Source organism: Polynucleobacter sp. IMCC 29146 (assembly GCF_021395195.1).
Taxonomy (GTDB): domain Bacteria; phylum Pseudomonadota; class Gammaproteobacteria; order Burkholderiales; family Burkholderiaceae; genus Polynucleobacter.
The window spans coordinates 118,071-131,362 of the sequence record NZ_JAJVCR010000005.1 but is presented as its reverse complement, the minus strand read 5'-3'; the positions used below and the strand labels follow the sequence as shown (position 1 = coordinate 131,362).

13 protein-coding genes are annotated in these 13,292 nt (G+C 45.4%); 10 read left to right on the top strand and 3 right to left on the bottom strand.

What is annotated here, in order from left to right:
* The first annotated feature begins 35 nt into the window (after positions 1-35).
* A complete protein-coding gene (gene uvrA, locus LZT22_RS07830; RefSeq protein WP_233924529.1) occupies positions 36-2,987 on the top strand; it encodes an excinuclease ABC subunit UvrA in 2,952 nt (983 codons plus the stop codon).
* Between the two features lies 1 nt (position 2,988).
* On the opposite strand, the gene LZT22_RS07825 is transcribed toward uvrA, so the two are convergent.
* Positions 2,989-4,971 carry a monovalent cation:proton antiporter family protein gene (locus tag LZT22_RS07825; RefSeq protein WP_233924528.1) on the bottom strand — a complete coding sequence of 661 codons (1,983 nt, stop codon included), beginning with the start codon at positions 4,969-4,971 and terminating at the stop codon, positions 2,989-2,991.
* 11 nt (positions 4,972-4,982) lie between these two features.
* Here LZT22_RS07825 and LZT22_RS07820 point away from each other — a divergent pair, with 11 nt between their 5' ends.
* The 9 genes from LZT22_RS07820 to rapZ all read left to right on the top strand — a co-directional run bounded on the left by LZT22_RS07820 (position 4,983) and on the right by rapZ (position 11,323).
* Positions 4,983-5,975 (top strand): SIS domain-containing protein, encoded by a 993-nt coding sequence (locus LZT22_RS07820; protein WP_233924527.1) that lies wholly within the window; start codon positions 4,983-4,985, stop codon positions 5,973-5,975.
* Positions 5,976-6,012: 37 nt separating this feature from the next.
* Entirely contained in the window at positions 6,013-6,585 is a 573-nt protein-coding gene (locus LZT22_RS07815; RefSeq protein WP_233924526.1) for an HAD family hydrolase, read from the top strand.
* Between the two features lie 3 nt (positions 6,586-6,588).
* Positions 6,589-7,230 (top strand): LPS export ABC transporter periplasmic protein LptC, encoded by a 642-nt coding sequence (gene lptC, locus LZT22_RS07810; RefSeq protein ID WP_233924525.1) that lies wholly within the window; start codon positions 6,589-6,591, stop codon positions 7,228-7,230.
* Position 7,231: 1 nt separating this feature from the next.
* Positions 7,232-7,798 (top strand): LptA/OstA family protein, encoded by a 567-nt coding sequence (locus LZT22_RS07805; RefSeq protein WP_233924524.1) that lies wholly within the window; start codon positions 7,232-7,234, stop codon positions 7,796-7,798.
* Positions 7,795-8,562: an LPS export ABC transporter ATP-binding protein gene (gene lptB / locus LZT22_RS07800; RefSeq protein ID WP_233924523.1), complete on the top strand. Its 768-nt coding sequence runs from the start codon at positions 7,795-7,797 to the stop codon at positions 8,560-8,562. Before LZT22_RS07805 ends, lptB begins: the two co-directional genes overlap by 4 nt.
* Positions 8,563-8,659: 97 nt before the next feature.
* On the top strand, positions 8,660-8,983 hold the full coding sequence (gene hpf / locus LZT22_RS07795; RefSeq protein WP_233924522.1) for a ribosome hibernation-promoting factor, HPF/YfiA family: 324 nt from the start codon (positions 8,660-8,662) through the stop codon (positions 8,981-8,983).
* Positions 8,980-9,438 (top strand): PTS sugar transporter subunit IIA, encoded by a 459-nt coding sequence (locus LZT22_RS07790; RefSeq protein ID WP_233924520.1) that lies wholly within the window; start codon positions 8,980-8,982, stop codon positions 9,436-9,438. The genes hpf and LZT22_RS07790 overlap by 4 nt, the downstream gene beginning before the upstream one ends.
* 3 nt (positions 9,439-9,441) lie before the next feature.
* Positions 9,442-10,428: an HPr(Ser) kinase/phosphatase gene (gene hprK / locus LZT22_RS07785; RefSeq protein ID WP_233924519.1), complete on the top strand. Its 987-nt coding sequence runs from the start codon at positions 9,442-9,444 to the stop codon at positions 10,426-10,428.
* A 1-nt stretch (position 10,429) separates the two neighbouring features.
* Positions 10,430-11,323 (top strand): RNase adapter RapZ, encoded by an 894-nt coding sequence (rapZ, locus tag LZT22_RS07780; RefSeq protein WP_233924518.1) that lies wholly within the window; start codon positions 10,430-10,432, stop codon positions 11,321-11,323.
* On the opposite strand, the gene mutY is transcribed toward rapZ, so the two are convergent.
* Together mutY and mutM are read right to left on the bottom strand one after the other, a co-directional pair.
* Positions 11,271-12,467 (bottom strand): A/G-specific adenine glycosylase, encoded by a 1,197-nt coding sequence (gene mutY, locus LZT22_RS07775; protein WP_233924517.1) that lies wholly within the window; start codon positions 12,465-12,467, stop codon positions 11,271-11,273. The genes rapZ and mutY overlap by 53 nt on opposite strands.
* On the bottom strand, positions 12,452-13,288 hold the full coding sequence (gene mutM / locus LZT22_RS07770; protein WP_233924516.1) for a bifunctional DNA-formamidopyrimidine glycosylase/DNA-(apurinic or apyrimidinic site) lyase: 837 nt from the start codon (positions 13,286-13,288) through the stop codon (positions 12,452-12,454). The genes mutY and mutM overlap by 16 nt, the downstream gene beginning before the upstream one ends.
* Positions 13,289-13,292 lie beyond the last annotated feature (4 nt).

The window sequence follows — 13,292 nt, the reverse complement described above, 5'->3', positions numbered from 1 at the left end:
GAAAGAGCTATATTAACAAGTTACGCTAAAAAAACATGAATACTGAAATCAAGATCCGCGGCGCACGCACGCACAACCTCAAAAATATCAACCTGGATATACCCCGAGAAAAACTGGTAGTCCTTACTGGCTTGTCTGGCTCGGGCAAAAGCTCACTGGCATTTGATACGCTTTATGCCGAAGGTCAGCGCCGCTATGTCGAGTCGCTATCGGCCTATGCGCGGCAATTTTTACAGTTAATGGAAAAACCAGACGTTGATGTCATTGAGGGCTTATCGCCAGCAATTTCAATTGAGCAAAAAGCCACTAGCCATAACCCCCGCTCTACCGTGGGTACCGTAACTGAAATTCATGATTACCTCCGCCTCTTGTTTGCCCGTGCTGGCACGCCCCATTGTCCTGATCACAATTTAGCGCTTGCCGCCCAAAGTGTTTCGCAAATGGTTGATACCGTTTTAGCCATGCCGGAAGATACCAAGTTAATGATCTTAGCGCCCGTCGTGAGCGAACGTAAAGGTGAATTTGTTGATCTGTTTCAAGACTTACAGGCCCAAGGTTTTGTACGTTTTCGGGTTCGCTCTGGTGGTGGCACGACCAATACGGCCAAAGCGGAAATTTTTGAAGTTGATCTACTGCCTAAGTTAAAAAAGCATGACAAACATTCAATTGAAGTTGTCGTTGATCGAATTAAAGTTCGCCCTGATATTCAGCAACGTCTAGCGGAATCTTTTGAAACGGCCTTGCGCTTAGCTGAGGGTAAAGCGATGGTCGTGAATATGGATACGGGTGAAACAACTATTTTTTCCAGTAAATTTGCCTGCCCGATTTGCGCCTACTCGTTACAAGAATTGGAGCCGCGTTTATTCTCCTTTAATAATCCTATGGGGGCATGCCCTACCTGTGACGGCCTCGGCCATATTTCCTTTTTTGATCCTAAAAGAATTGTGGCACATCCTGATTTATCGCTGGCATCGGGTGCAATTAAAGGGTGGGACCGTCGGAATCAATTTTATTTCAAACTGTTACAAGCCCTCGCTAAGCATGCAAACTTTGATCTTGAAAAACCGTTTGAAAATTTGCCTAAAAAAGCCCAAGAGCTGATTTTATTTGGTTCCGGAGAAATTCAAATTCCCTTTGAATATTTAAATGAACGCGGCAAGTTAAGTGTGCGCGAACATGCCTTTGAGGGAATTGTGGCAAACTTTGAAAGACGCTATCGCGAAACCGATTCAATGACCGTGCGTGAAGAGCTTGCGCGCTATCAAAATATATGCTCTTGTCCCGATTGCAATGGCACTCGCTTACGTCGTGAAGCACGCTTTGTGAAAGTGGGTGATGGGCAACAAGCGCGCGCAATTTATGAAATTAGTGCCCTGCCACTTCGCGAAGCTAAAGACTATTTTGAAAACCTAGCACTCAAAGGCGCTAAAAAAGAAATTGCTGACAAAATTGTTAAAGAAATTGGCTCCCGCTTACGCTTCTTAAATGATGTAGGACTCGACTACCTTTCGCTTGAGCGCAGCGCTGATACGCTGTCTGGCGGAGAGGCTCAGCGAATTCGTTTGGCTTCACAAATTGGTTCTGGCTTGACTGGGGTAATGTATGTACTAGATGAACCTTCCATTGGTTTGCATCAACGTGATAACGATCGTTTAATTACCACCTTGAAGCATTTGCGTGATTTAGGTAATAGTGTTTTAGTGGTTGAGCATGATGAAGATATGATTCGCTCAGCTGACTATGTTATTGATATTGGTCCAGGCGCTGGGGTGCATGGCGGGCAAGTCGTGGCAATTGGTACCCCAACTGATGTTGAAAATAATCCCGCTTCGCTAACTGGCGATTATTTAGCCGGGCGTGAACGCATCGAGGTACCAGATAAACGCATTCCAGTAGGCGAGCGCTTTCTCACCATTTTAGGTGCTCGCGGTAACAACCTACAAGCGGTTAATGCTTCTATTCCAATAGGTTTGATGACTTGTGTTACCGGAGTATCGGGCTCTGGTAAATCAACCCTGATTAACGATACCTTGCACTTCGCAGTTGCGCAGCATTTATATGGCTCAAGTGCAGAGCCTGCAGCCCATGATGGCATTGAAGGGCTAGATCATTTTGATAAAGTTATTAGCGTTGATCAATCGCCCATTGGGCGAACTCCGCGTTCTAACCCTGCTACCTATACTGGTCTTTTCACCCCCATTCGAGAGTTGTTTGCTGGGGTGCCTGCGGCCCGTGAGCGCGGCTATGAAGCAGGTCGCTTTTCTTTTAATGTGAAAGGTGGACGCTGCGAAACTTGCGAGGGTGATGGCGTTTTAAAAGTAGAAATGCATTTTTTACCCGATGTCTATGTGCCCTGCGACGTTTGTCATGGTAAGCGTTATAACCGCGAGACCCTAGATATTCGCTATAAAGGCAAAAATATTCATGAGGTACTGTCAATGACAATTGAACAAGCCCATGAATTTTTTGCCGCTGTTCCTGTAGTTAAGCGTAAATTAAAAACCTTGCTCGATGTTGGTTTAGGTTATGTAAAGCTAGGTCAAAGTGCTACCACTTTATCGGGCGGAGAAGCACAACGCGTCAAATTGTCACTTGAGCTTTCCAAGCGGGATACGGGCAGAACACTTTATATTTTAGATGAGCCCACTACGGGACTTCATTTTCATGACATCCAACTATTACTGACGGTCATTCATACGCTAAAAAAACAGGGAAATACCATCGTGGTAATAGAACACAATTTAGATGTGATTAAAACCGCTGATTGGATTATTGATTTAGGTCCTAAAGGCGGGGCAGGCGGTGGACAAATTATTGCGTCGGGCACACCTGAAGAGGTAGCCCAAAACGCGGCCAGCTTTACAGGTCAATATTTAGCGCCTTTATTAAAAAAAGGCCAAGAACCCAAAACACCGCGTAAGACTGCGCCGCTTAACAAGAATAAATCTAAAGCGGCAGTTGAGACCTTTGCCGAAGCCATTAAGTAGTCTAAATAAGCTTAGCTTCGGCTATTTCAAGCGCTTCAGAATTACCCGATAAAACTAAAATATCGTTCGCTTGTAAGTGTAAGTCAGGCTTGAGGTCTAGCTTGGTGTAATCAGCGCCCATCAGCTTCCGTCTGACTGCTTGCACTGTAATGCCATCTAACTCAAAATGTAGCTCTGCCAAAGTCTTGCCTATACTCAGTGCGCCGGGCATCAGCGTGACGGTATGTAAGCGCCAAGCTTCGTTTTCACTAAAATCCTCGTCGGTAGAACCCCGAAAATATCCCCGCAATAAGCTATAACGCGCTTCACGAGCTGCCGTAATTGTTCTAACCACCTTGCGCATTGGCACCCCCATAATGAGTAAGACATGTGAAGCTAACATGAGGCTGCCCTCGATTAACTCGGGGATTACTTCAGTGGCTCCTGCGGCTTGTAATTTTCCCAAATCCGCATCGTCGGTAGTGCGAACTAAGACTGTCATTCCAGGCCGCAGTTTTTCAACCTGATGCAGTACCTTTAAACTCGCTATCGTATCGGCGAAGGTAATTACCACAGCCTTTGCCCTTACTAAACCTGCTGCAACTAAATAGTTTTCACGGCTCGCATCTCCATAGACCACTCGATCTCCAGCTGATACAGCTTCGGCAATACGATCGGGATCGAGATCTAAGGCCAGATAAGGAATTTTTTCCTGATCCAATAAACGTGCCAAACTTTGGCCCGAGCGCCCAAAACCACAAATAAGCACATGTTGATCATTGCGCATACTTTGTGCAGCTACACGCGTGATGGCAAGCGACTGCAAAAGCCACTCTGTACTCGCAAAGCGCATTGCAAGCCGCTCACTAAATTGAATTAAAAAAGGCGCCCCTAGCATTGACAACAGCATCGCCGCCAGCACCGCTTGACTCAGTAGCGGGTCAATTAAATCTAAGCCGTCAATTTGAGTTAGTAACACAAAGCCAAATTCTCCCGCCTGCGCCAAACATAAACCCGTGCGGATGGCAACCCCAGGGCTGGAACCATACAGGCGCGCTAAAACAGTAATCACTATAAACTTCAAAGCTAAGGGGGCTATCAATAAAAGCAATACCAGATGCCACTGAGCAACCAGCACTTGCAAATCTAATAACATCCCAATAGAAATAAAAAATAGGCCTAAAAGAACATCGCGAAATGGCTTAATATCATCTTCAACTTGGTGACGATAGGGTGTTTCTGAAATTAACATTCCCGCTAAAAAAGCGCCTAAGGCTAATGACAAACCAAAATAGGCTGTTAACGCTGACATTCCCAAAACAATTAAAAGTAAATTGAGCATAAACAGTTCTTGCGAACGTAAACGCGCCACTAATTTAAACCAGCGACTCATTAGAGTTTGGCCAATAAAAAAGATCAACACTAACGCTATTGTTAGCTTGATTGCGGTTAGCGATAATGCTTCGAATAAGTCATGGGGGTTTTTACCCAGCGATGGTAATAAAATTAAGAGAAAAACCACTGCCAAATCTTGAAACAATAAAATGCCAATCACATTGCGGCCATGCTCCATTTCTAACTCTGCACGGTCGGCTAGTAATTTAGTCACAATAGCGGTCGAAGACATCGCTAATGCGCCACCAAGCGCAATTGAGGCATGCCAAGATAAGGGATAAAACGAACTGATTAAGAAGCTCGCCGGCACGGCCAAGAGCATCGTCATAATGACTTGACTGCCACCCAAGCCAAAAACGATCGTCCGCATGGCCTTTAATTTATGTAAATTAAATTCCAGTCCAATGGAAAACATCAAAAAAACCACGCCAAACTCGGCTAAATACTTTACCGTTGCCGAATCATTGGCCACTGCCAAGGCATTGGGACCAATTAAAATACCAATGGATAAATAGCCCAAAATTGGTGGTAAACCAAAATAGCGGAAAATAAGGACCCCGGCTACTCCAGAGCCTAACAAAATGAGCGTTAATTGAAGGACTGACGGCATATACTGATCCCATGATAGCGAAGACCCGTGACCGAACCCTAATGCTGGCCCGTGATACCCTCACCATCGAAGCCGAAGCCTTGCAGGCCATGCGCGACCGCCTAGAAGGCGCAAATGCTGAAACCCTCATTCGAGCAGTTGAATTGCTACACGACTGTAAGGGACGCATTGTGGTCTCGGGTATTGGGAAATCGGGTCATATTGCCCGTAAAATTGCAGCTACCTTTGCCTCTACCGGTTCACCCGCTTTTTTTGTGCACCCTGCTGAAGCTAGCCATGGCGATTTAGGAATGGTGACCCGCGATGATGTTTTTGTAGCGCTATCTAATTCCGGCGAAACGAATGAATTGCTTACGATTCTGCCCATCATTAAACGCACTGGGGCAAAACTCATTGCCCTCACCGGCGCCCCGAATTCCTCATTAGCACAGTTGGCTGATGCACATTTAGATACGAGCGTAGCAAAAGAAGCCTGCCCTCTCAATTTAGCGCCTACCAGCAGTACAACGGCAGCTTTAGCAATGGGGGACGCCCTAGCTGTAGCTTTACTTGATATTAAGGGTTTTCAAGCGGAAGAATTTATTCGCTCCCATCCTGGTGGGCGCTTAGGCAGAAAACAATTTAGCTATGTTAGCGAAGTCATGCGACCCCTGAATCAAACTCCCCAAATTAACATTGATGCCACTCTGCCAGAAGCCTTACTCGAGATGAGCGCTAAACAAATGGGTATGGTTATTGTCTTGAATCACCAACAAAAAATTGTTGGTATTTTTACCGATGGTGATGTGCGTCGTTTACTTGAAAAGTCAATCGACTTAAGCGGTATTTCTTTGCAAGCCGCGATTACTAATCAACCCCATACCATCCCCCCTGAGCTTTTAGCAGAAGAGGCCATTGAGATGATGGAAAAATTTCGCATTAATCATTTGGTGGTGACTGCCCCAGATGGCAGTTTATTGGGTGCGCTTAATTTGCATGATTTATTTGCTGCAAAGGTAATTTAAGCCGCCGTGATCAGGGTAATTGAATTTTTTTCTATTTATGTCTAACGCTTTTAATACGCCGGTTAGCAATGCATTGAGTCGCTTTCCCCAAGCTTGGGAGCGGGCGACGCACATCAAACTACTCGTATTAGATGTGGATGGCGTGCTTACGAATGGGCAAATTTATTTAGGAGCCGATGGCCAAGAAATAGCCAAAGCTTTTGATATTCAAGATGGGTTGGGAATTAAGCTATTACAACAATGCGGTATTCCCTGTGCAGTAATTACTGGCAGAAGCTCTCCCATTGTGAGCGCTCGTTGTGCTGAGCTCGGTATCGCCCATCTTTTTATGGGTGTAACTCAAAAAACTATCGCCCTCGAGCAACTATTAACCACGCTCAATCTCGAACGCGATCATATAGCAGTAATGGGTGACGATTGGCCTGATTTGCCAATGATGCATCAGGCAGGCCTGATTGCTTGCCCAGCCTCGGCCCATGCTGGCGTTAAACAACAGGCCCATTTAATTACTGAACGAGCCGGCGGTTATGGCGCTGTACGGGAGCTATGTGATCTCATTTTACAAGCCCAAAATCGCTACGAAGCCCTGCTAAAGAAGGCTGGTAAGTAGATGATGGAATGGAATTTACAGCGGGTCAAAATGGGTATTTTGCGCACGCTGTTGGGCCTCACGCCGCTGGTATTAATGTTAGGCCTGACCCTCGCAACCTATTGGTTAGTTGAAAAAAATAGCCCCGTTACGCTACCTGCTAGCGCTCCAGCGCGTTTGCATGTGCCTGATTACACTATTACCAATGGCGCGCTCTCAACCTTAAATGAATTAGGCGAAACAAAAAATCGGGTCATCGGTAAACAATTAATTCACTATGAAGACGATGCCACCATTGATATTACGGCGCCACGCATGCGTTCCTTTCAACCCCCAAAAGTACCAGTTACCGTGCAAGCGAATGTGGGTCACTTAGATGGCGATATTTCGATCCTCGATTTGTCTGGAAACGCAGAAATTTTTCGTCCTGCTCAACCCGCCCTCGAAACTCAAAAAGCGGCATCGCAAATGATTGCGCTATCTAATTATTTTCAAGTGCTCATTAATGAAGATCTGATTAACACTCGCTATCCCTTAACCCTTGAGCAAGGTCTCTCCATTTTGACTTCAAATGAAGGAGGCAGCTTTAATAATGTGACTCAAACCATGACTTTATTTGGCAAAGTACAAGGTCGTATTGAGCGAGAACAGCAGGGTCAACGCTGAAATGAGAAATAAACAATATGGTGTTTTTTTCATCCTGCTAAGTCTTTGCTACGGTTTTTTTTCTTCATTTGCGATCGCAGAAAAAGCGGATCGAGATAAAGCCTTAATTCTTAATGCTGATTCGGTATCTGTAGATGATGTAGACCAACGTTACATCTTAAAAGGCGATATTTTGTTGGTTAAAGGCAGTATTGTGATTACAGGTGCAGATAGTGTGATTCAAATCGACCCCGAGGGCTATCAAGCAATTCAAATTCAAGGTACGCCTGAGCTTGTTGCCAGCATTCGCGAGCGACGTGAAGGCCCTGCAGAAGAATTTATGCAGGGACGTGGTAAAGAAATTTTGTACGATAATAAAAATGAAGTATTAACCTTAATTGGTGAGGCAAACTTTAAGCGTTTATTAAATATGCAAACCCTTGATAACTTATCTGGCTGGAAAATTCAGTACGATGATCAACAGCAACGCTATCTAGTGATTCCCCCTACTACAGATGCTTCCCTGCTAAGCTCACCCCCCCTAGCGCGGGCTATTTTGTCGCCACGCCGTAAGACTCCGAGCAAATGAAATCCCCTTCTCCCGCTAGTAATCTGCCAGCCATTCTGATAGCGCAGCATTTACAAAAAAAATATGGTTCACGGGCAGTTGTACGCGATGTCACTATTGAAGTTAAAAGCGGTGAGGTGGTCGGTTTACTTGGCCCCAATGGCGCCGGCAAAACGACTTCCTTTTATATGATTGTCGGATTAGTACCATTTGATGGTGGCACGATTCAGCTTAATGGCAAGGAAATTAGTCATTTACCTATTCATGAGAGGGCGCGAATGGGCTTATCGTATTTGCCGCAAGAGGCTTCCGTTTTTCGCAAACTAACAGTGGCCGAAAATATTCAAGCGGTTCTTGAACTGCAAGTTCAAGGGGGCAAAGCGCTCGGTAAAAAAGAAATTCGCCAGCGCCTCGATGAATTACTGGATGAGCTCCAGATAAGCCATTTACGCGACAACCCGGCTTTATCGCTTTCAGGCGGTGAACGCAGACGAGTTGAAATTGCGCGCGCCCTCGCCTCTCAGCCAAAGTTTATTTTGCTCGACGAACCATTTGCTGGGGTAGACCCTATTGCGGTTGGAGAAATTCAGCGCATTGTGCGCTTTCTAAGAGACCGCCAAATTGGTGTTCTGATTACCGATCATAACGTGCGTGAAACCCTTGGTATTTGCGACCATGCTTATATTATTAGTGAAGGTAGCGTCTTGGCAGCCGGTAAGCCCGATGAGATTATTCAAAACGATGCCGTTAGGCGGGTCTATTTGGGTGAAAATTTCCGCATGTAATGAAAAAATTGTAAAACCCTTGGAATTGCTTCGAATCACTGCTAACCTAGAGTTTCGTCGCGACAACAACCGACTTTAAATAATCGAGGACTTGCTCATGAATCTAAAAATTAATAGTCGTCATCTTGAAATTACACCTGGAATTCGGATGCATCTTGAAAATGGAGTGCAAAAAATTCTCAAGCACTTTGATCAGGTAATTGATGCCTCAGCATTTTTAATGATTGATAATGCTAAAGAGAAAAATCTGCGCCAAACTGCTGAAATCACGTTGCATCTGAAAGGGAAAGAACTGTTTGCTCAAGCACATCACGAAGATCTATACCATGCGATGGATAATGTGGTGGACAAATTAGAACGACAAGTAATGAAATATAAAGAAAAGCACCAAGACTACCAGCACGAAAAGCCTTTTGAATGAATGTTCTCAGCCCCCTATTTACTACAAACTGTATTGCGCTTAACAGCCCCGCTAAAAATAAGAGCGAGGTATTTTCAGCTGCTGCCGCTTTATTTGCTGAACAACTCAAGCCCATTTCAGCTGACACAGTCTGTAGTTTTTTGAATGCGCGCGAACAACTAGGCTCCACTGCCCTAGGTGCTGGGGTAGCGATTCCCCATGGTCGAGTCAAAGGCCTTAAGCATCCTTGCGCAGCCTTCATTAAAGTGGCAACGCCAATTGATTTTGCCGCACCAGATCAATTGCCGGTGAGTATTTTAGTTTTTCTCTTGGTGCCAGAAAAAGCTACTCAAGAGCACCTCGAAATACTTTCTGCAATTGCTCAAGTACTCTCTGACCCAAAGGCACGTGTCGCATTAGAAAATGAAATTGACCCTGAAAAAGTGTGCCAATTACTATGCCATTGGAAGACCTAAATCATGACGCAGTCATTACTGCTTGAAAGCTTAAGCGCCCAACAAATTTTTGATGACAATGTGGGTGATTTAAAACTCTCCTGGGTTGGTGGTCTAGAAGGTGCTGAGCGTAAATTTCCGTCCGAGGCTGTCTTAGCCGCCTCTGCTTCCTCAGACTTAGTGGGTCACTTAAATCTCATCCACCCTAGTCGCATTCAGATTTTTGGTACTCAAGAAGTTGCCTATCATGCTGCTCTAGCACCAGAACAGCGGCATATGCAGCTCGCTAGCATGCTTTCAAAAGACCCCCCATGCGTAATTGTGGCCGATGGTCAAGAGGCCGATCCCGACCTACAACTGTATTGTCAGCGCTCTTCAACCCCCCTATTTTCTACCCCTGTTTCTGCTGCAACAGTAATTGACAATTTGCGTACTTACTTAAGCAAAATCGGCGCGCCCCGCATTACCATGCATGGTGTCTTTATGGATATCCTAGGTTTGGGCGTCTTAATTATGGGTGAATCGGGTCTTGGTAAAAGCGAATTAGGGCTCGAGTTAATTTCCCGTGGCCATGGTTTAGTTGCTGATGATGCCGTTGACTTTTCAAGGCTTGGCCCCGATTACATCGAAGGTCGATGCCCGATTATTTTGCGCGATTTGTTGGAGGTACGCGGTCTTGGTTTGCTCGATATTCGCACTATTTTTGGCGAAACAGCGGTTCGGCGGCGACTGAAATTACGTTTAATCGTTCAACTCGTGCGTCGCTCAGACGGAGAGTTTGAGCGCTTACCCATTGACGCTCAGCATATTAACGTACTCGATGTGCCAATTCGTACAGTTAAAATTCAGGTTGCTGCTGGCCGTAATTTAGCTGTTTTAGTTGAAGCTGCGGTGCGCAATACTATTTTGCAATTACGCGGTATTGATACCCTCAAAGAATTTATCGAACGGCAGCGGAGCCAAATGAACGCTGACGCAGAAAATAGTAAGCTGCAAGGGCGTTTACTTTAAAATGCAAATTCACCTAATTACGGGTATTTCGGGTTCTGGTAAATCTGTTGCTTTGCGAGCCTTCGAAGATGCTGGTTACGACTGTATTGATAATTTACCGGTATCTTTATTAGAAGCTTTAATTGCGACCCTAGAAATTGAAAAAAGGGAGCGGGTTGCAGTTGCCATTGATGCTCGTCGTGGTGATTCGATTGCCCAATTACCGCAACTGCTTAAACAATTACAAGCTAACCATCAAGTACGCGTCCTTTTTATTAATGCTGATACGAATACCTTAGTGCAGCGTTTTTCTGAGACCAGACGCCGCCATCCCCTTTCAGTTAAAGCGGGCGCTAACTCTGAACAGACATTAGCAAGCACCTTAATTGAGGCCCTAGAACTCGAGCGCAAGCTACTTGAACCCCTTAGTAAGGAAGCGCATAGTATCGATACCAGCAATCTGCCCGCCCATACACTGCGCTCTTGGATTCAAGATTTGATTAAAGATAAACCAGTGGGTTTAACCGTCATCCTTGAATCATTTGGCTTTAAAAAAGGCTTGCCTGGTGAAGCTGACCTGGTCTTTGATGTGCGCTGTCTTCCTAACCCGTACTACGACAAAATACTGCGCCCCTTAACGGGTAGGGATGAACTAGTTAAACGCTTTTTAAGCGCAATTCCGGAAGTCAATGCAATGGCCGATGACATTATTCGCTTTGTGCAAAATTGGTTGCCCCATTACATCGCTGATGGTCGTAGTTACTTAACTATTGCCATTGGCTGCACTGGTGGACAACATCGCTCGGTTTACTTAATCAATCGACTGGGCCAAGCCCTAGAAAAAAATGCAGTCAGCACCTTACCTATTCATTTGCTTTATCGGCATCGCGAATTAGATTCCAATCCTGAAAAATAAGGCGGATTGCTTGCGGCAAGCCAAGTGCATCTAGTTCGTTCAGCCTAAACCAAGCGTAATCTGTTCCCGCTATGGCTATGGGCTTGCTCAATTGAATACGCCAAGACTGAATCCACAATACCCGATGGGTAAACACATGCTTGAGTACTAAGCCTGCTACTGGCTTAGTACTTAATTTAATCAATTGGTCTAATACTTTTTCTGCAACGTGGCCTGATGAAAAAATCATTTGCAGTAATTTTTTGGTGCTAATATTTTTTTTTATTTTTGGCGTCTGCACAACGCTATCTAGCGTTATTTTTTGCCAACTCGATTCAGGTAAAGACCATAAGCCACCCCAGATACCCTCGGTTGGCCGACGTTGCAATAAAATCTGCTCTTGGGCTTGAATGATGAGCATCACACAGTTAAATGCAGGTGATTTTTTCTTGACTAGTTTCTTGGGTAACTCAAGTACTTGATTATGTTGTTTGGCAATACAACTACTTTCGAATGGACATTTTTTTTCTTGACTATTTTTTTGGCTTAAACAAATCGGTTGTCGCGCAGTACACCATGTGGCACCAAAATCCATTAAAGCCTGTGTATAGCGTGGCATGAATTTCGCCTCATGTGGCAAGAGCGTTTGGGCTAATTGCCACAATTGCTCGCTAACTGCCTTGCTTTGTACCGCACCTGCAACGCCAAATAACCTTGCTAAAATCCGCTTCACATTTGCATCTAAGATTGGCGTACGCAGATTAAATGCAAATGCAGCAATCGCACCTGCGGTTGACCTACCAATGCCTGCTAATTTTTCTAATTGCGCTAATTGGCGAGGAAACTGCCCGCCATAATCCTGCACTATTTGCTTTGCGCAAGCATGCAAATTACGTGCACGACTGTAGTAACCCAATCCACTCCATTCTGCCAATACTTCATCTAAGGGGGCAGCAGCTAGCGCCTGAACTGTGGGAAAGCGCTGCATGAGCTTAGGATAACGTTCAAGCACAGTGCTGACTTGTGTTTGTTGCAACATAATTTCAGAGACCCAGATAGCGTAAGGATCGTGTAAATTTTGCCAAGGCAACCCGGCGCGACCATCTTGTTGATGCCAGCGCAACAGTACTGTTGCAAACTGATCTCGATTTAGCGTTTTTGGCACACTGGGCAGTAGTAGGTTGAACGTTGACTTTGCACTATTTGACGAATTGGGGTTTGACATACCCTACAGGGCAGATCACGGCGATCATATACTTTGGTTTGCATCATAAAGTGCCCTGGCTCACCCGCGCTATTAACAAAATCGCGCAATGAGCTCCCCCCTGCTTTAATGGCCCGCGTTAAGACCGCGCGAATGGCCATAGCTAAACGTACACAATTTGGGCGGGTTAATCGTCCAGCTGCTTTAGCAGGATGAATACCGGCTTCAAATAGGCTTTCCGAACAGTAAATATTGCCTACCCCCACTACGGCTTGTCCAGCCAACAAAAATTGCTTCACTGCGATTGTTCTACCCCGCGAAGCTTGGTACAACAGGTCTGCTGCGGCTGCGCCAGCAAAGTCTGCTGACAGTGGCTCTACACCCAGCTTACTAAGCAGGGGATTCGAAGCGACGGGCCCTTTACTGTTTGGATGCCAAATCACGGCGCCAAATTTTCTGGGATCGTGTAAACGCAAACTGAGAGAGCCCAAATAAAAAATGACTCGATCATGTGGTTTAGGTAAGTCAGGGGTGGGCAAAATTCGTAATACACCTGTCATACCTAAGTGGATGAGTAAATAACCCCGATCTAAGCGCAGCAGTAAGTATTTGCCTCGGCGTTCAATCGCTTGAACTTGTTGGCCGCGAAGGATGGTAGCCAGATTTTTTATCACTGGCCAGCGGAGCCGACCATCAAGCACTTCGAGGCCAGAGATGCTTCGTCCCACAAGGTGGGCTTGGATACCAAGACGGGTTACTTCTACTTCAGGTAGTTCGGGCATAAAT

Coding starts and splice junctions, on each gene's coding strand:
- uvrA (WP_233924529.1), top strand. CDS start 36: ATGAATACTGAAATCAAGATCCGCGGCGCACGCACGCACAACCTCAAA.
- LZT22_RS07825 (WP_233924528.1), bottom strand. CDS start 4,971: ATGCCGTCAGTCCTTCAATTAACGCTCATTTTGTTAGGCTCTGGAGTA.
- LZT22_RS07820 (WP_233924527.1), top strand. CDS start 4,983: ATGATAGCGAAGACCCGTGACCGAACCCTAATGCTGGCCCGTGATACC.
- LZT22_RS07815 (WP_233924526.1), top strand. CDS start 6,013: ATGTCTAACGCTTTTAATACGCCGGTTAGCAATGCATTGAGTCGCTTT.
- lptC (WP_233924525.1), top strand. CDS start 6,589: ATGGAATGGAATTTACAGCGGGTCAAAATGGGTATTTTGCGCACGCTG.
- LZT22_RS07805 (WP_233924524.1), top strand. CDS start 7,232: ATGAGAAATAAACAATATGGTGTTTTTTTCATCCTGCTAAGTCTTTGC.
- lptB (WP_233924523.1), top strand. CDS start 7,795: ATGAAATCCCCTTCTCCCGCTAGTAATCTGCCAGCCATTCTGATAGCG.
- hpf (WP_233924522.1), top strand. CDS start 8,660: ATGAATCTAAAAATTAATAGTCGTCATCTTGAAATTACACCTGGAATT.
- LZT22_RS07790 (WP_233924520.1), top strand. CDS start 8,980: ATGAATGTTCTCAGCCCCCTATTTACTACAAACTGTATTGCGCTTAAC.
- hprK (WP_233924519.1), top strand. CDS start 9,442: ATGACGCAGTCATTACTGCTTGAAAGCTTAAGCGCCCAACAAATTTTT.
- rapZ (WP_233924518.1), top strand. CDS start 10,430: ATGCAAATTCACCTAATTACGGGTATTTCGGGTTCTGGTAAATCTGTT.
- mutM (WP_233924516.1), bottom strand. CDS start 13,288: ATGCCCGAACTACCTGAAGTAGAAGTAACCCGTCTTGGTATCCAAGCC.